Annotated in this window: 15 protein-coding genes and 3 tRNA genes; 6 read left to right on the plus strand and 12 right to left on the minus strand. The window is 70.4% G+C overall.

Annotation, left to right across the window (positions count from 1 at the left end; translation table 11 throughout):
* Positions 1-62: 62 nt before the first annotated feature.
* Positions 63-1,709: a hypothetical protein gene (locus AB0M95_RS07270; protein WP_363760714.1), complete on the plus strand. Its 1,647-nt coding sequence runs from the start codon at positions 63-65 to the stop codon at positions 1,707-1,709.
* An 82-nt stretch (positions 1,710-1,791) separates the two neighbouring features.
* On the opposite strand, the gene AB0M95_RS07275 is transcribed toward AB0M95_RS07270, so the two are convergent.
* On the minus strand, positions 1,792-3,054 hold the full coding sequence (locus tag AB0M95_RS07275; RefSeq protein WP_363760717.1) for a transposase: 1,263 nt from the start codon (positions 3,052-3,054) through the stop codon (positions 1,792-1,794).
* A 34-nt stretch (positions 3,055-3,088) separates the two neighbouring features.
* Here AB0M95_RS07275 and AB0M95_RS07280 point away from each other — a divergent pair, with 34 nt between their 5' ends.
* Positions 3,089-3,238 (plus strand): hypothetical protein, encoded by a 150-nt coding sequence (locus tag AB0M95_RS07280; RefSeq protein ID WP_363760720.1) that lies wholly within the window; start codon positions 3,089-3,091, stop codon positions 3,236-3,238.
* 220 nt (positions 3,239-3,458) lie between these two features.
* On the opposite strand, the gene AB0M95_RS07285 is transcribed toward AB0M95_RS07280, so the two are convergent.
* The 3 genes from AB0M95_RS07285 to AB0M95_RS07295 all read right to left on the minus strand — a co-directional run bounded on the left by AB0M95_RS07285 (position 3,459) and on the right by AB0M95_RS07295 (position 3,929).
* Positions 3,459-3,531 (minus strand) — tRNA-Glu (locus AB0M95_RS07285).
* A gap of 36 nt (positions 3,532-3,567) precedes the next feature.
* A tRNA-Glu gene (locus AB0M95_RS07290) sits at positions 3,568-3,643 on the minus strand.
* A 214-nt stretch (positions 3,644-3,857) separates the two neighbouring features.
* Positions 3,858-3,929: transfer RNA gene (locus AB0M95_RS07295), tRNA-Gln, on the minus strand.
* 248 nt (positions 3,930-4,177) lie between these two features.
* Here AB0M95_RS07295 and AB0M95_RS07300 point away from each other — a divergent pair.
* The gene (locus AB0M95_RS07300) at positions 4,178-6,172 is read left to right on the plus strand and encodes a M3 family metallopeptidase (protein WP_363760723.1); all 1,995 of its coding nucleotides are present in this window, start codon (positions 4,178-4,180) and stop codon (positions 6,170-6,172) included.
* Positions 6,173-6,249: 77 nt separating this feature from the next.
* On the opposite strand, the gene gltX is transcribed toward AB0M95_RS07300, so the two are convergent.
* Entirely contained in the window at positions 6,250-7,635 is a 1,386-nt protein-coding gene (gltX, locus tag AB0M95_RS07305; RefSeq protein WP_363760827.1) for a glutamate--tRNA ligase, read from the minus strand.
* 31 nt (positions 7,636-7,666) lie between these two features.
* A complete protein-coding gene (locus tag AB0M95_RS07310; protein ID WP_363760726.1) occupies positions 7,667-8,443 on the minus strand; it encodes a fumarylacetoacetate hydrolase family protein in 777 nt (258 codons plus the stop codon).
* Between the two features lie 154 nt (positions 8,444-8,597).
* On the opposite strand from AB0M95_RS07310, the gene AB0M95_RS07315 reads away from it, so the two are divergent.
* Positions 8,598-8,966, plus strand: a complete 369-nt coding sequence (locus tag AB0M95_RS07315; RefSeq protein ID WP_363760729.1) for an antibiotic biosynthesis monooxygenase — start codon at positions 8,598-8,600, stop codon at positions 8,964-8,966.
* 417 nt (positions 8,967-9,383) lie between these two features.
* On the opposite strand, the gene AB0M95_RS07320 is transcribed toward AB0M95_RS07315, so the two are convergent.
* Positions 9,384-10,385: a YafY family protein gene (locus tag AB0M95_RS07320; RefSeq protein ID WP_363760732.1), complete on the minus strand. Its 1,002-nt coding sequence runs from the start codon at positions 10,383-10,385 to the stop codon at positions 9,384-9,386.
* Positions 10,386-10,612: 227 nt separating this feature from the next.
* On the opposite strand from AB0M95_RS07320, the gene AB0M95_RS07325 reads away from it, so the two are divergent.
* On the plus strand, positions 10,613-12,340 hold the full coding sequence (locus AB0M95_RS07325) for a heparinase II/III family protein (protein ID WP_363760735.1): 1,728 nt from the start codon (positions 10,613-10,615) through the stop codon (positions 12,338-12,340).
* Positions 12,341-12,460: 120 nt separating this feature from the next.
* Here the strand turns inward: AB0M95_RS07325 and cimA are convergent, their stop codons facing one another.
* From cimA to serA, 5 genes are all read right to left on the minus strand, one after another.
* Positions 12,461-14,068, minus strand: a complete 1,608-nt coding sequence (cimA, locus tag AB0M95_RS07330; RefSeq protein ID WP_363760738.1) for a citramalate synthase — start codon at positions 14,066-14,068, stop codon at positions 12,461-12,463.
* A 401-nt stretch (positions 14,069-14,469) separates the two neighbouring features.
* Positions 14,470-15,567 (minus strand): branched-chain amino acid aminotransferase, encoded by a 1,098-nt coding sequence (locus AB0M95_RS07335; protein WP_363760741.1) that lies wholly within the window; start codon positions 15,565-15,567, stop codon positions 14,470-14,472.
* A 209-nt stretch (positions 15,568-15,776) separates the two neighbouring features.
* Entirely contained in the window at positions 15,777-16,841 is a 1,065-nt protein-coding gene (locus AB0M95_RS07340) for a 3-isopropylmalate dehydrogenase (RefSeq protein ID WP_363760744.1), read from the minus strand.
* A gap of 70 nt (positions 16,842-16,911) precedes the next feature.
* On the minus strand, positions 16,912-18,069 hold the full coding sequence (locus AB0M95_RS07345; RefSeq protein ID WP_358511860.1) for an ROK family transcriptional regulator: 1,158 nt from the start codon (positions 18,067-18,069) through the stop codon (positions 16,912-16,914).
* Between the two features lie 725 nt (positions 18,070-18,794).
* A complete protein-coding gene (gene serA, locus AB0M95_RS07350; RefSeq protein ID WP_358511855.1) occupies positions 18,795-20,384 on the minus strand; it encodes a phosphoglycerate dehydrogenase in 1,590 nt (529 codons plus the stop codon).
* Between the two features lie 263 nt (positions 20,385-20,647).
* Between serA and AB0M95_RS07355 the strand changes: the two genes are divergently transcribed.
* Positions 20,648-21,562 (plus strand): hypothetical protein, encoded by a 915-nt coding sequence (locus tag AB0M95_RS07355; RefSeq protein ID WP_363760748.1) that lies wholly within the window; start codon positions 20,648-20,650, stop codon positions 21,560-21,562.
* The last annotated feature ends 48 nt before the right edge of the window (positions 21,563-21,610 follow it).

A 21,610-nucleotide genomic window follows, 5' to 3' on the forward strand; every position in this document is an offset into this window, starting at 1 on the left:
GCCCCCTCCTTCAAGAGTTCATTCTCTGGGCACCCCAACACGCACCGGACAGTGATCCCGACATGGTGGGACCGGCCGCTCTCTGGCACCGCCTGATCGCCCGCGACGACGTCCACCTGTGGAAACGCGGCGACCTCCGCCCGGTCCTGGTGGAGCGCATGCCGCAGGTCGTGGAGGATCCCGACACGGCGGCAGACGGCATGATCCCGGCCGTCCGCGCCTACCTCACCTTCCTGTCCGAGACCGGCCGGCTGGCCAAGGACTCGGACGACCTCGACGACCTGCTCGACGGGCTCGACGCGATCGAGGACGACTTCGTCGAGGCCATGGAGGAGGTCATCGGCGAGCGCGAGTGGGACGAAGAGGACGAGGACGAAGATCTCGACGAGGAGGAGGTCGAGGGCCTCGGCGACTTCGAGCCCTTCGCCGACGAGCTCGCCGACCTGCCGACCATCCGCCTGCGCCCCGACGCCCAGCTGGCCGACGAGGCCCGCGCCGTCCCGCTCATCTCCAAGGCCCGCGATCTGGCCGCCTGGGTGGGCACCGCGCGCAAGGTCGGCGAAGAGACGCTGCTGAGCGACGACGAGATCCGCGAGGCGCTCGCCATCGTCGGCCTGCCCGAGCCCGCCGAACGCCCGCTGGCCCAGGCCGTCCCCGCGCTGTGGAACCTGTGGAACCTCGCGGTCGACCTGGAGTTCCTCACCCCCGACGGCGAGGACACCGTCAGCGTCGACGAGGACACCGCGGCGTGGCCGTTCGAGAACGACGAGGACGTCCTGGACGCCTGGATGCTCGGGCTCCACTCCGTCGACTACGGCGACCCCGAGCTGGACGACGACGATCTGACGCTCGCGCTGTCCGGGCTCACCCGCGCGCTGCTGGTCCGCCTGCTGCTGGCCGGCGGCGAGCGTCCGCTCGGCGAGCTCACCGAGGAGCTCTCCGAGGCCGCCGCCGAGTTCGACGACCTCGGCGCCACCGCCTGGGCCGAGGCGGGCGACCCGCTGGCCTCCGTCGTCGAGTGGCTCACCGGCTACGGCATGGTCACCGCAGACGCCGGGCGCGTGCGCCTGACGCCGCTCGGCACCGAGGGCGTGGTCCACCTGCTGGACGACGACGACATCGAGGTGGACGCGCGCCCCGCGATCGACGCGATGACCGCTCTCGACCTGCTGTCACTCAGCGCCGACCTGCCCGAGGAGGAAGCCGACGCCGAGTTCGCCGCCTGGATGAAGCTGCGCGACCCCGCCACGGCCGCCGAGGAGCTCCTCGCCGCCGCCGCCGAGGACGAGGCCGACGCACTGATCCGCGTGCAGGCGGCCAGCCTGGTCGGCTCGCTCGGGCCCGTCGCCGTCCCCGCCTGGCAGGAGGCGCTCAAGGAGGCCTCGCTGCGCCCGTACGCCGCGACGCACCTCGCCCAGCTCGGCGTCGTCGGCGCGCCCGAGCCGAGCCAGAGCGACACCCACTGGCTGATCCTCGACATGTGGACGATCTCGGCGGGCCTCGGCACGCCGGAGTTCGTCAGCAGCCTGCACGACATCGGGCCGGCGCCCGTGCTGGGCAATCTGCTGGAGGTCATCTGGAAGGTGCCGCACCCGCACGTCGAGGAGCTGCTGGAGGCGATCGGCGAGGCCCACCCCGACCGGCAGGTCGCCAAGGCGGCCAAGCGGGCGCTGTTCAAGGCGCGCTCGCGCTCCGGGCAGGCCGATTGACGCGCTCCCCGGGCTGAAGGGACCCCGTTGCTGAGGCAACGGGGTCTTGAAGGCCCGGGGATTCCGCCTGTGCCGCGCATGCTCACGCGGCGGCACTTCGGTGGCTTCCTGCTTCCTCGACCGCGCCCTTCCCACCGCGCCGGGGCGCGGAGGTCCGGGTCTTACCAGTCTCCACAGGCGTTTTGGGTCTCCGCTTCCCGCCCATCTCAGGCACGGGTTTCCGTCCAGCGGCGACCTGCCGCCTCCCGGCGGCCAGGATGTTACGCGCGGCGTTGACATCCCGATCGTGGACCACCCCGCACGGGCAACTCCACGACCGGACCTTCAGCGGCATCGACCCGGCGACGGCCCCGCAGTCCGAGCACAGCTTGGAGGAGGGGAACCACCGGTCGATCCGATGAAAGACCCGCCCGTACAGCGCGGCCTTGTACTCCAGCATCCCGACAAAGGATGACCAGCCCGCGTCATGCACAGACTTGGCCAGCCGGGTGCGCGCCAGTCCCTTGACCGCCAGATCTTCCACGTAGATCGCTTGGTTCTCGCGAACTATCCGAGTGGACTGCCGATGGTGGAACTCACGGCGCGCGTCGGCGACCCTCGCATGCTGCCGGGCGACCTTCCGCCGGGCCTTGGCCCTGTTGCTCGACCCCTTGACCTTGCGCGACAGCGCCCGCTGGAGCTTCTTGAGTTTCTTCTCCGTCCGGCGCAGGAAACGCGGCGAGTCGATCTTCCGCCCGTCGGACAAGACCGCGAAGTGCCCCAACCCCAGATCGATCCCTGTCTCGGACTCGACAGGTGCAAGGGGTCGCTGTTCGACGTCGACGACGAACGAGGCGAAATACCTGCCGGCCGCGTCCTTGACCACCGTCACACTGGACGGTCCGGCGGGCAAGGCGCGCGACCAGCGGACCTCCACGTCCCCGATCTTCGGCAGGCGCAACCTCCCGCCGGGCGTGACACAGAAGCGGGCGTTCTTCGTGAAGCGGACCGCCTGCCGGTTGTCCTTCCGGGACCGGAACCGGGGCGGGCCCACCTTCGGCCCCTTCCGCCTCCCGCTGACCGAGTCGAAAAAGTTCCGGTACGCCTGGTTCAAGTCCGCCAGCGCCTGCTGCAACACCACAGCCGACACCTCACCAAGCCAGGAGCGCCCAGGCGTCCTCTTCGCCTCGGAAATGACCCGCTTGGACAACTCACCGTCCGAAACGTACGGCAGCCCGGCCGCGTGGGCGTCGGTCCGTGCGCGCAGCCCGTCGTTGAACACCACCCGCGCGCACCCGAACGCCTTGGCCAGCTCGGTACGCTGACCAGCGGTCGGGTAGAGGCGGAAGTTGTACCTGAGCTGCAAGGCGTCAACGGTATCCCGGTACCGGGCCGGGCGAATGAGTGTTCGAGAACTCGCGACCACCTGGGGCGCCTACTTCTTCACCGGTGAGCCGGCCATCGCCGAACGCCACGGCGAACCCCGCACCATCCTCGTCCACCACGCCCGGCGGATCGAACGGCACAACCATCTCGACTCCGCCGGGTAACGCCGATCCGCCCTTGGCGGCGGATCGGCTTTCCTGCCCCGCTACGCGGGACAGTCCCCTTCACCCCCGGCCTGAAGGCCGGAGCACTACGGACTAACCCGGTATCCGCCGGGCGCGCCGCTCACGCGGCCTGGGGGACGCCTCCAGGCCGCGGCCCTGGGCGGGACCCCGGGAACGCGAAAACCCCCGGAAAACGCGTTTCCGAGGGTTTTCGACCTTGTAGCCCCGACCGGATTCGAACCGGCGCTACCGCCTTGAGAGGGCGGCGTCCTAGGCCACTAGACGACGGAGCCTGGCCTGCTTGATCTCGATCTCTCGACACCGCGGCGTGGTAGTCCCGACCGGATTCGAACCGGCGTTACCGCCTTGAGAGGGCGGCGTCCTAGGCCACTAGACGACGGGACCTCGCGCGCTGCGTATCTGGACCCAAATCTCTGGATCCGAGATCTCGAACCGAGGGAGGCGCCCTTCCGGACGCCTCGCAACGGGCGTAACTCTACCGCACCCGCGAGAGCACGGCCAAACCGATGGTCATGACCTGGCGACCCGCTCGCCCGGATCACCGGAAAACGAAAACGCCTATGTCTCTGAGAGACATAGGCGTCGTTGCGGATGACCGCTGGGGTACCAGGACTCGAACCTAGACTAGCTGAACCAGAATCAGCCGGGCTGCCAATTACCCCATACCCCATTGCTCGCGGGCCCTACTTGCCGTGGGCCTCGCTCGCGACTCCGAAAGAATAGCCCAGCTTGGGGGCCAAGACCAAAACGATTGCCGAACCGCCGGATTCCTCCTGGTGAGCCCGTCGTTCGGCCGCCTCGGGCGCCCTCCGCCGCGCGCGGCCCTCACGTCTCCAGGCGCCCGAATCGGCGGTACCGAGCATGCCCAGGCTGTGTAACCCTTCAGGGAAGACATTTGCCACGTGAGGAGCAGGCGCGTTGACCGATAACCCGTTCTTCGTCCAGAGTGCCCTGCCGTACCGGCTGCCCCCGTACGCGGAGATCCGCGAGGAGCACTACGCGCCCGCGTTCGAGCGCGGCATGGCCGAGCAGCTCGCCGAGGTCGAGGCCATCGCGGCCAGCGCCGACCCGCCGACGTTCGAGAACACGATCGAGGCGCTCGAACGGTCCGGGGAGCTCCTCACCCGCGTCACCACGGTGTTCTTCAACCGCGCCTCCGCGGACACCAGCCCGGGGATCCAGGAGATCCAGAAGGAGATCACCCCGCGGCTGACCCAGCACAGCGACGCGATCCACCTGAACGCGCGGCTCTTCGCCCGGGTCCGCGCGGTCCCGGCCGACGGCCTGGACCCCGAACGCGCGTGGCTCCTCCACCGGTACGTCACCGACTTCGTCCGGGCGGGCGCCGAGCTCGGCCCCGAGGACCAGAAGCGGCTGAGAAGCCTGAACGAGGAGCTCTCCACCCTCTCGACGACGTTCGAGCAGAACCTGCTCGCCGACACGAACGCCTCCGCCATCGTGGTGGACGACGCCGCCCGGCTCGACGGCCTGTCCGACGACGCGATCAAGGCGGCGGCCGAGACCGCCAAGGCCCGGGGCCTCGACGGCAAGTACGTCATCTCGCTCGCGCTTCCCACCCTCCAGCCCGTCCTGGCCGAGCTGACCGACCGCGAGCTGCGCGAGCGGATCCACAAGGCGTCCGTCGAGCGGGGCGCCCGGGACAACGCCGCGCTCGTGCTCCGCCTGGCCGAGCTACGGGCCGAGCGGGCCGCCCTGCTCGGCTACGGCAACCACGCCGAGTACGTCGTGGCCGACCAGACCGCGCCCAGCACCCGGGCCGTCACCGAGATGCTCAGCAAGATGGTCCCCGCCGCCGTGAGCAACGCCCACAGGGAGGCCGAGCAGCTCCGCGAACTGACCGGCTTCGACCTGGAGCCGTGGGACTGGTCGTTCTACGCCGAGAAGGTGCGCCAGGCCCGCTACGCCGTCGACAGCCGCCTGATGCGGCCGTACTTCGAGCTGAACCGCGTCCTGCGCGACGGCGTCTTCTACGCGGCCCACAAGCTGTACGGCCTCGACTTCGCCGAGCGGCCCGACCTGGTCGGCTACCACCCGGACGTGCGGGTCTTCGAGGTCTTCGACGAGGACGGCTCCGCGCTCGGCCTGTTCCTCGGCGACTACTACGCCCGCGCCTCCAAGCGGGGCGGCGCGTGGATGAACAGCCTGGTCAAGCAGTCGGCCCTGGAGGGCACCCGGCCGGTCGTGGTCAACAACCTCAACATCGTCAAGCCCCCGGAGGGCGAGCCGACGCTGCTGACGTGGGACCAGGTCAACACGATGTTCCACGAGTTCGGCCACGCCCTGCACGGGCTGTTCTCCGAGGTCGGCTTCCCGTACTTCTCCGGCACGGCCGTGCCGCGCGACTTCGTCGAGTACCCCTCGCAGGTCAACGAGATGTGGGCGGTCTGGCCGGAGGTGCTGGCGAACTACGCGCGCCACCACGAGACCGGCGAGCCCATGCCGCAGGACCTCGTCGACCGGATGCTGGAGTCGCAGAAGTTCGACCAGGGCCGCGGGACCGTGGAGTACCTCGCGGCGGCGCTGCTGGACTGGGCGTGGCACACGCTGGACGACAAGCCCGCCGACGCCCTGGAGTTCGAGCGGCAGGCCCTGCGCAACGCGAACATCGATCTTCCGCTGGTGCCGCCGCGCTACCGCAGCACGTATTTCGCCCACATCTGGTCGGGCGGGTACAGCGCCGGCTACTACTCCTACATCTGGAGCGAGGTCCTGGACGCCGACACCGTCGAGTGGTTCAAGGAGAACGGCGGGCTCACCCGGCGGAACGGCGACACCTTCCGCCGTGAGCTGCTGTCCAAGGGCGGCAGCGTGGACCCGATGACGGGCTTCCGCGCCTTCCGCGGGCGCGACCCGCGCATCGAGCCGCTCCTGGAGCGCCGCGGCCTGCTCTGACCCTCCCTGAGACGGCGGACGGCGGCCCGGAAACCACTCCCGGGCCGCCGTCCCGTGTCTCGGCCCTCAGACGGCGCTCAGGCGGGCGTCGTGGTCGGCGTCGCCCCGCTGCGCAGCAGGTGGAGGGCGGCGCGCAGCCGGTCGAGGGACTTCTCTCTGCCCAGCACCTCGATCGACTCGAACAGCGGCAGGCCGACCGAGCGCCCGGTGATCGCCACCCGCACCGGGGCCTGCGCCTTGCCGAGCTTGAGCCCGTGCTCGGCGCCGACCTCCTCCAGGGCGGTCTTCAGCGACTCGGGGTCGAACGAGACCGTCTCCAGCCGCGCGAGGTAGCCGGCGAGGATCTCCTCGGCGCCCGGCTTCATGGCCTTGGCCCAGCTCGCCGGGTCGAACACCGGCTCGTCCAGGAACAGGAAGTCGACGTTGGCCGTGATCTCCGAGAGCACCGCGATGCGGGTCTGCGCCAGCGGGGCGACCTTGGCGAACGTCTCCCGGCCCCAGCTCGGGTCCAGCCACGGCTCGCACCGCCCGATGAACACCTCCAGCGGCAGCGCCCGGATGTACTCGCCGTTGAACGCCCGCAGCTTCTTCTCGTCGAAGAACGCCGGGGACGGGTTCACATCCTCCAGCCTGAACAGCGGCACCATCTCGGACCAGGGCATGATCTCGCGGTCGTCCCCCGGGCCCCAGCCGAGCAGCATGAGGTAGTTGACCATCGCCTCGGCGAGGTAGCCCTCGTCGCGGTAGGACTCCAGCGCGACCTTGTCGCGGCGCTTGGAGAGCTTCTGCCGCTTCTCGTTGACGATGACCGGGACGTGCGCCCAGACGGGCGGCGCGACGCCGAGCGCGTCCCAGAGCATCTGCTGCTTCGGGGTGTTGGACAGGTGCTCCTCGGCGCGCACGACGTGCGTGATGCGCATCTCGATGTCGTCCACGACGTTGGCCAGGACGAACAGCGGCGAGCCGTCGCTGCGGGCGATGACGAAGTCCTCCATCGCCTGGTCGGGGAACTCCACCCGGCCCCGCACCAGGTCGTCGACGACCGTCACGCCGGAGTCGGGGGTGCGGAAGCGCACCGCTCCCTCGGCGAGCCCCCGGTCGCGGCAGAAGCCGTCGTACCCCTGGTGCTCGGAGCCGGTGCGCGCCTTCACGTCCTCGCGCGTGCAGGAGCAGTGGTACGCCCGGCCGTCCGCGACCAGCTTGGCGACGGCGGCGCGGTGCTGCTCCTCGTACGCGGACTGGAAGTACGGCCCCTCGAAGTACGGCGAGTCGCCGTTGACGCCGATCCAGGCCAGGGCCGAGATGATGCCCTCGGTCCACTCCGGCCGGTTGCGGGCGGCGTCGGTGTCCTCGATGCGCAGGACGAAGCGGCCGCCCGACTGCTCGGCGAGCGCCCAGTTGAACAGCGCGGAACGGGCGCCGCCGACGTGGAACATGCCGGTCGGGGAGGGCGCGAATCGCACCCGCAACGTGGGCTCGGCGGAGCCCTGCTGATCAGTCACGCGGAACCACCCGGTTGGTGAGAGTGCCGATGCCTTCGATGCCCACGCTCACCTCGTCGCCGTCCTCCAGCGGGCCGACCCCCTCCGGCGTGCCGGTGAGGATGACGTCGCCGGGGATCAGCGTCATGACGTCGGTGATGTAGGCGATCAGCTTCGGGATGTCGTGGAGGAGCTGGGACGTGCGCCCGCTCTGCTTGAGATCGCCGTTCACGGTCGTGGTGATCGCCAGGTCGGCGGGGTCGAGCTCGGTCTGGATCCACGGGCCGAGGGGGCAGAACGTGTCGAAGCCCTTGGCGCGCGTCCACTGCCCGTCCTTGCGCTGCAGGTCGCGGGCGGTGACGTCGTTCGCGCAGGTGTACCCGAAGATCACCTCGTGGGCGCGCTCGACCGGCACCTCGCGGCAGAGGCGGCCGATGACCACGGCCAACTCGCCCTCGAAGTCGACGCGCTCGGAGAGCTTGTGCGGGTAGACGATCGCCTCGCCGTGGCCGATCACCGAGGTGGACGGCTTGCCGAAGATCAGCGGCTCGGCCGGCGGCTCACCGCCCATCTCGCGGGCGTGCGCGGCGTAGTTCTTGCCGACCGCGATGATCTTGCTGGGGAGCATCGGCGCGACGAGGCGCACCTCCTGGAGCGGGTAGCGCTCGCCGGTGAACTGGATCGTGCCGAACGGGTGCCCGTCGACCCTGGAGATGAACTCCTCACCCTGAGCGCCTTCGACCACCCCGAACGCGACGCCTTCACCTGTGGAAAACCTTGCGATACGCACCCCACAAGGCTAGTGCCGCCACGCTCCCCCGAGCACATCGGCCGCTCCGCCGGACCGGCCGTCGGGAGGGCGGACGAGGCGGATCATAGGGTGGGCTCAGTGGGGCGGCCGCGCGGCCACCCCAGGGATGGATCCGTCCGGCGAGGGAGTGGTCATGTCGGTTGTGAAGATCAACGTGCTGTCGGTTCCGGCCGAGATGCGGGAGGCGCTGGAGAGCCGGTTCGGCGGCCGCGCGGGCATGGTGGAGTCGTCGGACGGGTTCGAGTGGTTCGAGCTGCTGCGGCCGGTCGAGGGCACCGACAGGTACCTGGTGTACACCCGCTGGCGCAGCGAGGAGGACTTCCAGCGCTGGCAGCAGAGCGAGGCCTTCCAGGCGGGCCACGCCCGCGCCGCCGCCGAGGCCGCCGCGCAGGGCCAGGGTCACGGGCAGGGTCACGGGCACGGCCAGGGCGGTCCGGCCGCGACGGGCTCGGAGCTGTGGACGTTCGAGGTCGTCCAGTCGGCCGGGCGCAAGAAGGACTGACAGTTCGGGGCGCGGCGGTGTTCTGGAGGAGGAGGGAGGAAGGGGTGAGGAACGAACCCCTTCCGAGTGACGACGGAAGAACGCCGCCTAAAGGAGCGCCCCGGACCGCCGTGCCGGAGGCGCGGCCATGAGCACGGTTCGGGGCGCGGCACCGGGGCCGGTTTCAGTGCTGTCCAGCCAGGAACCTCGGGTGTTCACACCCGAGAGGAATGGCTTCCCTGCTTGTGGTTTCGGTGTTGCTCTCGGTGATGCGGTGACGGGATTGAACGCACCCGGTTCGCTGGGGAACGGCTCTCTGATCCGTTATCGGCACTGCGACACGCGGCATGGCTTGCCATGCCGGGCAGTGAGTCACGCTGCCGTACGCGGCCCGAACCGTCGACGCCATCGACGGCGAGGAGCTGCAAGCTCGGTCGTTCACGACCGAGAAGCTGACGCGGTCTCGCCGGTGCTCCCGGTCCCGGTGCTCCCGGTGGAGCGCAGGAAGCGGGCCGACCACTCGCGCAGCCGGTCGGTGAGCTCGGGCGGGTGTACCACTTCGAAGTCCGCCCCACTGACGCCCAGCGCGAACACCGGCCACTCCAGGTTCTCCGCGGTCATCCGCAGGCGGCACCGCGTGGCGTCGATCTCGTCGATCGTCGCCCACTCCCCGAGCCGACCGCGGAGCTCGCCGGCGGGCGTGTGCACGATCACCTCGACGCTCACCGGCGCGACGATCGTGTCGATGCCCGCGCGGACGAACGCGGCGGCGTCCTCGGCGGGCAGCTCGCGCGGCCGGAAGCGGTCCCGCGTGCCGCGCGGCTCGCTCAGGCGGTCGAGCCGGAAGCTGCGCCAGTCGTGCCGGGTGAGGTCGTAGGCCACGAGGTACCAGCGGCGGCCGAGCGAGACGAGCCTGTGGGGTTCGACGTGCCGCTCCGTGACCTCGCCCGCCCGCGCGGTGTAGGAGAACCGCAGCTGTTCCTCGTCGCGGCAGGCCTGGGCCACGGTGGTGAGCGTCCCGGCGTCGACGGTCGGGCCGGCGCCCCAGACGGTCGGCTGCGTGGCCGCGCGCAGCGCCTCGATCCTGCGCCGCAGCCGGGGCGGCATGACCTGCACGACCTTGGCGAGCGCGCGCACCGAGGCCTCCTCGATGCCGGCGACCGCTCCCTGAGCGGCCACGCGCAGGCCGATGGCGAGGGCGACGGCCTCCTCGTCGTCCACCACCAGCGGGGGCAGGGCGGCGCCCGCGGCGAGCTGGTAGCCGCCGTCGACGCCGCGGTGGGCCTCGACGGGGTAGCCCAGTTCGCGCAGCCGGTCGACGTCGCGGCGCAGGGTGCGGACGGAGATCTCCAGCCGCTCGGCGAGTTCGGCTCCCGGCCAGTAGCGGTGGGTCTGCAGGAGGGAGAGGAGCCGCAGCGTACGGGAGCTCGTGTTCGCCATGACTCCAGCGTGCCCGACATTGCGGCCGGAAACTGACCGCTGGTCCTCCCAGTACCTCTCGGGAGACGCCCGCGCCCCCTAAGAGGCCCTGCCTACGGCCTCGGGACGGCCGCCGTACGCATCCGGTTGTTAACGATGTGACAGAAGTGATGCGCGCCACTTGACCATACCGGTGTGATTCGGACACCATGATCCGCCTCCACCCCTGGTCAAGGAAGGAAACTGGCGTGCGCCGCCGCACACGAGCCCTCGGTATTCTCACGACTCTCCTCCTGGCCGGTGGAGCCCTCTCCCTCGCCGCCCCGGCCGGCGCCGGAACCTCCGACGCCCGTACGACAGGGGCCGCCTCGGCCACGAAGGCCGCCGCGAGGACCACGGCCGAATGCCAGGGCGACTGGCTTCCCGCCACGCCGACCTCGGCCGACATCATGGCCGGTCAGGTGCAGTTCCTCGACCTCCCGCCGGTCAAGATCGGCAAGACGATCGACTGGAACTGGAGCCCGTACAAGAACCGCTCCTGGGACATGGTCTTCTCCTCGCTGCGCTGGATCGGCCGGCTCGTCGCCGACTACGAGACCTCCGGCGAGCAGGGCCTTCTGACCCGGGCCACCGAGCTGACCAAGAGCTGGGTGGAGAGCAACCCCCGGGGAAGCTCACGCGCCAGCAAGTACGCCTGGGACGAGCACCCCATCGCGCTGCGCGCGCCCGTCCTGGTCTGCCTGAGCAGGCACGTCTCGGCGTCCTGGCTCACCGGCAGCCTCGCCGACCACGCCGTCATGCTGGCGAACCCGGCCCTGTACGAGAAGGGCCACAACCACGGCCTGGACCAGGACATCGCCCTGCTGCGCATCGGCTGCCGCACCGGGCACAAGGAGTGGGCCGACCTCGCGATCCGCCGCATGATCGGGTCGGTGAAGCTCGACATCGACGCACAGGGCGCGCTCCAGGAGCAGGCGCCGCGCTACGGCATCTACGTGCACGAACGGCTCAAGGTCGGCATGGACGCGATCAAGGACTGCGGCCGCGCGATCCCCGCCGAGATCCAGAAGCGCTGGGAGTCGCTGCTCGGGTACATCACCCACGCCACCGAGCCCAGCGGGTTCATGGTGCCGATCGGCGACGGCGGCGCGGACGTCAAGCCGTCGGGGTACGAGCACCCGAAGAAGACCGTGCAGGTGTTCAGGGCCGGATACGTCTTCGGCCGCACGGCCTGGGACAAGCCCGAGTCGGCGTACTACTCGATCCGCTTCGGCCCGGGCCTGAAGTTCCACGGCCACGAGGACCACATGGGCGTGACCTACTACGCGCAGGGCCGCGACGTGCTGGTGGAGGCGGGCTTCCACTCCTACGAGCGGACGGCGTACCGGTACTGGACGATGTCCCCGGAGGCGCACAACGTGCCGGTCGTGGCCGGCAAGCCGTTCCGCGGCCGTACGGCGACCTCGCTGGTGCGCTCGTCGATCGGCGGCGACCGGCAGTCGTACAAGCTGGCCGACAAGGCGTACGGCGTGACCCGCACGCGGTCCGTGCTGGTCAATCACGGAGACGACGTGATGGCGGTGCTGGACACGGTGCCCGCGGGCGCGAAGGCGCGGAGCTACTGGCACCTGGACCCCGCGCTGACCCCGGTGTCCACGAGCGGCGGGCGCGTCGTGGTGAAGGACAAGTCCGGCTGGAAGGCCACGGTCGTGCAGGTCGCGATGCCGTCGTGCAAGCCGGTCTCCGGCCAGTCGGTGGTGCGCGGCCGGACGAACCCGTACCAGGGCTGGATCTCCCCGTCCTACATGAGCAAGGTGCCCGCCTCGGTCGTCGTGTCGCCGCCGGCCGGGTCCCTGCTGACCATCGTCGTCCCCGACGCCGGCGACCCCGAGGTGACCTGCGCGGGCACCCGCGTCAAGGTCACGACCTCCGGCGGCACCGTCTCCTTCCGCGCCGCCTCGGGGAACCTGTCCTAGCGTCCCCGCTCGGATGATCGCTCCACCGGATGTAGCCAGGTATGCGGGGTAATGCTTGCCTGACCGTGCGAGAAGCCGACACGCCCCTCGCACGGTCTGCACCCTGCCGCTGGTTCCTGGTCAGGCGTTGTGGCCCACAGAGGTGGTCGCCGGATCTGCGCCGTAGCCCGCGCGCAGGAGGCCGTACGTGACTGCCTGCTCCAGGGCCTGCCAGGACGCTTCGATGATGTTCTCGCCGACGCCGACCGTCGCCCACTCGCCCGCCGCGTCGCTGGAGGCGATGAGCACGCGGGTGATCGCGTCCGTGCCGTGGGTGCCCTCCAGGATGCGGACCTTGAAGTCGATCAGCTCGACCTCGGCCAGCTCGGGGTACAGCTTCTCCAGCGCGACCCGCACCGCACGGTCCAGGGCGTTGACGGGGCCGTTGCCCTCGCCGGTCGCGACGATGCGCTCGCCCTTGGCGTGCAGCTTGACGGTCGCCTCGCTGACGACGTCGCCTCCGGGGCGCCGCTCGACGATCACGCGCCAGGATTCGACGCCGAAGTACCGCCTGCGCTCGCCGGCGACCGTGTCGCGCAGCAGCAGCTCGAAGGACGCGTCGGCGGCCTCGAAGGTGTGCCCCCGGGACTCCAGCTCCTTGACGCGCTCGACCAGTTCGCGGGACTGCGCGGAGGTGAGGTCGTACCCGAGGGCCTTGCCCTTGAGCTCGACCGACGCCCGCCCGGCCATGTCCGAGACGAGCATGCGCATGTCGTTGCCGACCTTGGCGGGGTCGATGTGCTGGTACAGGTTCGGGTCGACCTTGATCGCGCTGGCGTGCAGGCCCGCCTTGTGGGCGAACGCCGAGACGCCGACGTAGGGCTGGTGGGAGTTCGGCGTGACGTTGGTGACCTCGCTGATCGCGTGCGCGATGCGGGTCATCTCGGCGAGCGACTGCTCGGGCACCAGGTCGAACCCGCGCTTGAGCTGCAGGTTCGCCACGACGCTGAACAGGTTGGCGTTGCCGGAGCGCTCGCCGTACCCGTTGGCGCACCCCTGGACGTGCGTGGCGCCGGCCTTGACGGCGGCCAGCGTGTTGGCGACGGCGCAGCCGGTGTCGTCGTGGCAGTGGATGCCGATGCGCGCGCCCGTCCCCGCCGCCTCGTGGACGACGTCGGCCAGCTCGTCCGGCAGCATGCCGCCGTTGGTGTCGCACAGGACGATCACGGACGCCCCGGCCTCGGCGGCCGTGCGCAGGACCTCCAGCGCGTACGCTGAGTTGGACTTGTACCCGTCGAAGAAGTGTTCGGCGTCCAGGAAGACGCGCTGACCCTCCGCGCGAAGGTGGGAGACCGTGTCGCGGATCATCGCGAGGTTCTCCTTGAGCGTCGTGCGGAGGGCCAGCTCCACGTGCCGGTCGTGGCTCTTGGCGACAAGAGTCACGACCGGCGCGCCGGATTCGCGCAGCGCGGCGACCAATGGGTCGTCGGCCGCCTTCACCCCGGCCCGGCGGGTCGCGCCGAACGCGGCGAGCTGCGCGTGCTTCAGGTCGAGCTCTGTTCGAGCCCGCCGGAAGAACTCGGTGTCCTTCGGGTTGGCGCCCGGCCATCCCCCCTCGATGAAACTGACGCCCAGATCGTCCAGATGGCGCGCGATGGCGAGCTTGTCGGCGACAGTGAGGGTCAGCCCCTCCTGTTGCGCGCCGTCGCGCAGCGTCGAGTCGTAGACGTGGAATCGGTCGTCAGCCATGGTTTTCTCGTCTCCTTCGCGGATGCGATCGTTTCGCCGCGCGCGGATCCTCGGGGCGGAAGTTCGTGCCCAAACAAAAAGACCCCTCACGGACGTGAGAGGTCTGCGCGCCGGCGGTGTCCCTGTGTCAGCCGGCGCGCCTGCTGATAATGAGCAGACCGTAGAGCATGGTGTTCCGAAGTCTGCCACAACTCCCCACCATGTGGCACATCGATCTCACCATCCGGGATCCGGCTCCCATAGCCGACGACCTGGCTTTCGCCAGGAACATCTAACGATTTCCGGGCGGGCCGTAACCCGTTGCCATTACTTTGCGCGATGACAAAACCACGTTACGGCAACCCGCCAGGAGGGAACCCGGCCGCGAGAGAGCGGCCGGGTTCTGCCTGGTGGGTCGGGGGTCAGCAGATCTTGTGGACCCAGCCGTGGGGGTCGGGGCGGGTGCCGTACTGGATGCCCATGAGTTCCTCGCGCAGGCGCATCGTGAGGGCGCCCGGGATGCCCTCGCCGACCGTCCAGCCGCCCTCGACGCCCTTCACCGAGCCCACGGGGGTGATCACGGCGGCCGTGCCGCACGCGAAGACCTCGGTCAGCTCGCCGGAGGCGCAGCCCTCACGCCACTCGTCGATGGAGATCTTCCGCTCCTCTGCGGCGAACCCGAGGTCGGCGGCCATGGTGAGCAGCGAGTCGCGGGTGATGCCGGGGAGCAGCGTGCCGGTCAGGTCGGGGGTGACGAGGCGGTCGCCGAAGACGAAGAACAGGTTCATGCCGCCCATCTCCTCGATGTAGCGGTGCTCGAACGCGTCCAGCCAGACGACCTGGTCGCAGCCCTGGGCGACGGCCTGCCGCTGGGCGACGAACGCGGCGGCGTAGTTGCCTCCGCACTTGGCGAAGCCGGTGCCGCCGGGGGCGGCGCGGGTGTAGTCCTGGGAGAGCCACACCGAGACGGGCTTCACACCGCCGGAGAAGTACGCGGCGGCGGGCGAGGCGATCACCATGTACTTGTAGGACTTCGAGGGGTAGTTCACGCCGAGCCCCGTCTGGGTGGCGATCATGAAGGGCCGTAGGTAGAGGCTGTGGCCCTCGGTGGTGGGCACCCAGTCGCGGTCGGTCTGCACGAGCAGTTCCAGCGACTCGACGAACGCCTCCTCGGGCAGCTCCGGCATGGCCATGCGCCGGGCCGAGGTGTTGAAGCGCGCCGCGTTGGCGTACGGCCGGAAGGCGACGATCGACCCGTTCGCCTGCCGGTACGCCTTCAGGCCCTCGAACAGTTCCTGGGCGTAGTGGAAGACCGCGGTGGCCGGTTCGAGCGTGAGGGGACCGTACGGCTCGAGGCGGGCGTCGTGCCAGCCGCGGCCCTCGGTGTACTCGATCGTGATCATGTGATCGGTGAACGTCTGCCCGAATCCGGGATCGGCCAGTACCCGCTCGCGCTCGGCCGGGGTACGAGCTGCGTGGGAGAGCTGCGCGTCGAAGCTGAGCTTGGGAGCGGTGGTCATGTCGAAGATCCTTCTCTTCCGTGGTCTCGCCTGCATCCATTGTGCGACTGACCGGGTAACGGGAAACTACTGCATCATTTGGACACACGGGAGTGTGCCGGCGGGGTCTTCGACGCGAATGGTTGTACGGGCGGCCTCGGTACGCGAAAAAACGCGCACGGCGGCCCGTCCGGGGGCCACCATGCGCGTCGGTCGGCGTCGGGAGGCCCCTAGCCGGTTACTCGTGCGGTGATGTCGTCGCCGATCTCGCGGGTCGAGCGCCTCGCCCAGGCCGTCTGGCGCCCGACGAGGTCGTCGGCGACGGCCTGCTCGACGCGGGCGGCCTCCTCGGCCAGCCCGAGGTGGTCCAGCAGCATGGCGGCGGACAGGATGGTCGCGGTCGGGTCGGCCTTGCCCTCGCCCGCGATGTCGGGCGCGCTGCCGTGCACGGGCTCGAACATGCTGGGCGCCCACGACTCCGAGCCCGGGGTGGCCGGGTTGACGTTGCCGCTGGCGGCGAGGCCGATGCCACCCGCGATGGCGGCGCCGAGGTCGGTCAGGATGTCGCCGAAGAGGTTGTCGGTGACGACGACGTCGAACCGCTGGGGCTGGGTGACGAAGAACATCGAGGCGGCGTCGATGTGGCAGTAGTCGGTGGCGACCTCGGGGTACTCGGCCGAGACGCGCTCGACGACGCGGGACCACAGGTCGCCGGCGTAGGTGAGGACGTTGGTCTTGTGGACCAGCGTGAGCTTCTTGCGGGGCCTGGCCGCCGCCTTCTCGAAGGCGTACCGCACGACGCGCTCGACGCCGAAGGCGGTGTTCAGGCTCTCTTGGGTGGCGATCTCCTGGGGAGTGCCGCGCCGCATGACGCCGCCGGCCCCCGCGTACGGGCCCTCGGTGCCCTCGCGGACGACGATCATGTCGATGTCCTCGGGGCGGGCCGTGGCGATGGGGGTCTCGACGCCGGGGAAGAGCCTGACCGGGCGCAGGTTGACGTAGTGGTCGAGCTCGAAGCGCAGCTTGAGCAGCAGGTCGCGCTCCAGCACGCCGGGCGGCACGCTCGGATCCCCGACCGCGCCGAGCAGGATCGCGTCGAACCCGCGCAGCTCGGTGAGGGTCTCGTCGGGCAGCGTCTCGCCGGTGGCGTGGTAGCGCGCGGCGCCGAGGTCGTACGTCGTGGTCTCGAGCTTGAGGCCGACCGCGTCCAGGACCTTGAGCCCCTCGGTGACCACTTCACGGCCGATGCCGTCGCCCGGGATGACCGCCAGACGGATGTTGTGGGAATCCCGCATGCACGTACCTTACCGGCCCGTCTCGGTGGACGAACACACTATCTCAGCCACCGGACATCGAGCGCCCGCGTCAGCCGGGGGGCGCCTGGGCGACCGTGCGCTCGAAGACCAGGTCGCGGGCCGTGGTGAGGCCGACCGCCATGGCGCCGAGCAGCACGGCCTCGGTGCCGAGCGTGGAGGCCTTGATCATGGGGACGCGCAGGGCCACCAGGTCGCGCAGGACGTCGGTGACCGGGCCGATCAGCAGGTCGCCCGCCTGGACGCCGATGCCGCCGCCGAGCACCACCATCTCGGGGTCCAGCACGGCGATCACGCCGGCCAGGGCGTGCGCGAGGTGGTCGGCCTCGGCCGCGACGACCCGGCCCGCGAGCTCGTCCCCGGCGCGGGCGGCGTCGAAGACGTCCTTGGCGCTGGTCACGCCGCGCATGCCGAGCCGCGTGGCGAGGGCGACGACCCCGTCGGCGGAGGCGACGGACTCCAGCATGCCGCGGCCCCGGTTGACGAGCGGGTCGCCCTCGCCGACGGGCATGTACGAGATCTCTCCGGCCGCCCCTTGGTAGCCGCGGTACAGCTTGCCGTCGATGACGATGCCCATGCCGATGCCCGTGCCGATCCAGACCAGGGCGAAGTGGGCGATGCCCTGGCCGAGGCCGTAGGCCCCCTCCCCCACGGCGGCGAGGTCGACGTCGTTCTCGACGAGGTAGGGCGCCTCGCCGGCGACTCCCGCCAGCAGTTCGATCGCGCCGGGCCGCTCCCACCCGGGGAGGTTCGGCGCGAGCTGCAGCGAGCACGTCTCCTTGTCGTGGATGCCGGGGGTGCCGAAGACCGTGAGCGTGATGTCGGCGAGGTCGACCCCGGCCTCGTCGACGAGCTCGCGGGCCAGCCCGGCGAGCCAGGAGACGAGCTCGCCGGGCGTCTCGCCGCCCTTGCGGTGCTCGTCCCTGCGCGCGGCGATGTCGCCCACGAGATCGGCGAGGGCGAGCCGGACGAACTCGCGGCCGACGTCCACGGCGAGCACCCAGCCCGCCTGCGGCCGGATCTCGTACAGCAGGGCGGCACGGCCGGCGTTGCCGGTGCGCAGGCCGATGGGACGGACGAGACGCGCGCGTTCGAGGTCGGCGAGGGCCATGGATATGGTCGGTTTGGACAGGCCCGTGGCCTGGGCCAGCTCGGGCCGGGAGACCTTTCCCAGCTTGAAGATCTCCGCGAACACAGCCCGTTCGTTCATGACACGGAGCACCGCTGTCGTGCTGGCCGTCCCGCCGATTCTCACCACGCCCCCCAGACTGGCACATTTGCTCGGGCATGGACGACGCCCCTCTGTACGGGGCCCTGGCGCTCACGCCGACCGCGCGAGCCTGAAGGACGCCGTAACCGGCCGGAGCCTCTGAACCGGGCGCGGGGCGGCGTACACCGTCGTCCCGCGGCCCGGGGCTCCCGCCTGGGCGACTCAGCGGTCGGGGGCTCCGCCGTTGTCGCGCCGGTCCAGGGCCGTCTGGACGGCGTGCGGGGCCTCGTCCTCGTACTGGTGCTGCTCTTCGGGGGCGTCCCAGTGGTACATCTCGTACATTTCGCCTCAATCCCTGAGAAGCGCACGCTGCGGCGTACGCGATGGTCGGGAACGTCGGATTCCGGTCGCGAATCCGGACCGGGGCTCCACCCCATCCGGGTCACGGATCGGGAGGGGGGACTCACAGCCGACCAACGCCACAACGCCGCGGCGGGTCGTCGGCCTGCCCTGTCAGGCCCCGCCGCGGCAGGTAATGAGTACGAGAACCTGGCGCGTCATCGCTTTCACGCTACCTGGCGGTAGCCGTACTGTCTCGTAGGACGACCTACTATCTCGCCATGTGAGATGAAGAAGGCCCGCGTCCCCCCGAGGGACGCGGGCCTTCCGGTCTATCCGCGGACGTGACGGTCCGTTCTATCCATGTCTATCCATGGACGAGACGGTCAGTCGCCGAGGTCGACCGTGCGGCCGCCTTCGGCGCCGATCTCCTGGCCGATCTGCTCCACGACCTCGGCCGGGATCGCCGAGTCGACCGTGAGGGCGATGAGCGCCTTGCCGCCCTTGGCGTCCCGGGAGACCTGCATGGAGGCGATGTTGACCTGACGCTCGCCGAGGATCTTGCCGACGATGCCGACGATGCCCGGCCGGTCGGTGTAGGTGAAGAACGCCAGGTGCTCGGTCGGCTCGATCTCCATCGCGTAGCCGTTGACCTCGACGATCTTGGTGATCTGGCGCGGCCCGGAGAGCGTGCCCGACACCGAGACCGTACGGCCGTCGGCCAGCACGCCCTGGACGGTCACGACGTTGCGCCAGTCGGGGCTCTCGTCGCTGGTGACCAGCTCGACGGTGACGCCGCGGTCCTTGGCGAGGAGCGGCGCGTTGACGTAGGTGACGGTGTCCTCGACGACGTCGGTGAACACGCCCTTGAGGGCGGCGAGCTCCAGCACCCGGACGTCGTGGGCGGCGATCTCACCGCGGACCTCGACGTCCAGGCGGGTGGCGACCTCCCCGGCCAGCGCGGTGAAGACCCGGCCGAGCTTCTCGGCCAGCGGCAGGCCCGGCTTGACGTCCTCGGCCACCGCGCCGCCCTGGACGTTCACGGCGTCCGGCACGAACTCGCCCGCGAGCGCCAGCTTGACGCTGCGCGCGACCTGCGTCCCGGCCTTCTCCTGCGCCTCGTGCGTGGAGGCCCCCAGGTGCGGGGTCACCACGACGCTGTCCAGCTCGAACAGCGGGCTGTCGGTGATCGGCTCCTTGGAGAACACGTCGATGCCGGCGCCGGCGACCCGGCCCTCCTTGACCGCCGAGTACAGCGCGGCCTCGTCCACGATGCCGCCGCGCGCGACGTTGATCACCCGGGCCGTCGGCTTGACCATGTGCAGCTCGCGGTCGCCGATGAGACCGATCGTCTCCTTCGACTTCGGCAGGTGGACGGTGATGAAGTCCGCCTGCTGGAGCAGCTCGTCCAGGGACACCAGCCGCACGCCCATCTGGGCGGCGCGGGCGGGCTGGAGGTAGGGGTCGTAGGCGATCAGCTCGACGCCGAACGGCGCGAGGCGCTGGGCCACGAGCTGGCCGATGCGGCCGAGGCCGACGATGCCGATGACCTTCTCGTCCAGCTCGACGCCGGTGTACTTGGAGCGCTTCCACTCACCCGCCTTCAGCGCGGCGTGGCCCTGGGCGACGTTGCGGGCGCTGGCGAGGATCAGCGCGACGGTGTGCTCGGCGGCGCTGACGATGTTGGAGGTCGGCGCGTTCACGACCATGACACCGGCCTTGGTGGCGGCCTCGACGTCGACGTTGTCCAGGCCGACCCCGGCGCGGGCGATGACCCGCAGACGCGGCGCGTGGGACAGCGCCTCGGCGTCCACCTGGGTGGCGCTGCGGACGATGAGCGCGTCCACTTCGGCGAGAGCGGGCAGGAACTGCGAGCGGTCGGCGCCGTCGGTGTGACGGACCTCGAAGTCCGCCCCGAGCACGGCGAGACCTGCTTCGGAAAGCTCCTCTGCGACCAGGACGACGGGCTTGTTCACGGGTGGGTCCTTTGGGAAGTGCGGATGCACGGACAAGGTTCGAGTCTATCCGTGCTTGTGAAAGCACTCACTAGCGTCCGCCATGCGAGACAGTGCCCTGACCCGACTGGGGGCGGCCGGGTACCCACGCCGCGCCGACTGAAGGCCGGGCCGGGTACCCACCTCATGCTGATTCCATCCGCAAGCCGCCATCTTGGTATTGATCGCAACATTTCTTCACGATTAGGCTCATAACCTGTGGCCCACTACCTATCGTGTGTCGTATGAGCATCGGGAACCCCTCTCTCGGAGAAGTGCTCGCGCAGCACGGCAGCCCACACCGGCTCCTGGCGGCGCTCGCCGAATGGGGCATCCTGGTGGCCGTACGGCCTGACCGCTCCGTCGTCCTCGGCACGACGCAGGCGGGTGAGCGCGTCCTCCTCGGGTACACGGGCCCGGGCACCTACGCCCGGCACCGCGGCAACCACTCGCTGTCGGCCTGCGACGCCGACACGATCCTGGACATCCAGCGCGTCACCGGCGTACGCGAGATCGTCATCGACGCCGCCGGGCCCGCCGCCGCGGCCGTCCCCATCGAGGACCTCCAACGCTACCTCGCCTCCACGCGCGGCGGCCGGGGCGCCCCCGCCGCGACCGCGATGTCGAGCGCGACGCCCACGGCCTACGCCACCGGAGCCATGGCGACGGTCTCCCAGCGGACGACCACACAGGGCTCGTACGAGAGCTCCTACGGCCGCAACGAGACGCTGACCGCCCCGGTGCCGCCCAGCGCGCCCGAGGCCCCGGCCATGCCGTGGATCCCCGCGCCGCGGCCCCACCTGTCCGGCCCGATGCAGCAGGTGGACCCCGGGTACAAGCGGTGCGTCCACCCGATCCTGCCCGCGCTGCGGGTGGCCATCGCCGAGTTGCTGCGCGACTTCCCGCTCGTGCACCACGTGTGGATCAGCGAGGCCCGCACCGTCTCCGGCTCCTCCGGGATCATGCTGCACGTCAAGGTGCACACCCGGGCCGCCGAGGACATCGTGCGGGACCTGCACCGCATGGTCCGCGCCCGCCTGCCGCAGCTCGCGGCGAGCGAGGCGCCGGTGCTGATGGCCCGCGTCGCCGACGCCTACACCGAGCGCCGGATGATCGAACTCGGCGCCCACGTCGTCTGCGCCGACGTCCGCGACCACTGACTGCGTTAATGGCCGCGCCTCCGGCACGGCGGGTCCGGGGCGCCTTTT

It is taken from the genome of Sphaerisporangium sp. NPDC051017 (assembly GCF_040683095.1).
Taxonomy (GTDB): Bacteria; Actinomycetota; Actinomycetes; order Streptosporangiales; family Streptosporangiaceae; genus Sphaerisporangium.

Coding starts and splice junctions, on each gene's coding strand:
- AB0M95_RS07340 (WP_363760744.1), bottom strand. CDS start 16,841: ATGCGGGATTCCCACAACATCCGTCTGGCGGTCATCCCGGGCGACGGC.
- AB0M95_RS07280 (WP_363760720.1), top strand. CDS start 3,089: ATGAGTGTTCGAGAACTCGCGACCACCTGGGGCGCCTACTTCTTCACC.
- AB0M95_RS07315 (WP_363760729.1), top strand. CDS start 8,598: ATGTCGGTTGTGAAGATCAACGTGCTGTCGGTTCCGGCCGAGATGCGG.
- AB0M95_RS07270 (WP_363760714.1), top strand. CDS start 63: ATGGTGGGACCGGCCGCTCTCTGGCACCGCCTGATCGCCCGCGACGAC.
- AB0M95_RS07355 (WP_363760748.1), top strand. CDS start 20,648: ATGAGCATCGGGAACCCCTCTCTCGGAGAAGTGCTCGCGCAGCACGGC.
- cimA (WP_363760738.1), bottom strand. CDS start 14,068: ATGGCTGACGACCGATTCCACGTCTACGACTCGACGCTGCGCGACGGC.
- AB0M95_RS07320 (WP_363760732.1), bottom strand. CDS start 10,385: ATGGCGAACACGAGCTCCCGTACGCTGCGGCTCCTCTCCCTCCTGCAG.
- AB0M95_RS07345 (WP_358511860.1), bottom strand. CDS start 18,069: ATGAACGAACGGGCTGTGTTCGCGGAGATCTTCAAGCTGGGAAAGGTC.
- AB0M95_RS07335 (WP_363760741.1), bottom strand. CDS start 15,567: ATGACCACCGCTCCCAAGCTCAGCTTCGACGCGCAGCTCTCCCACGCA.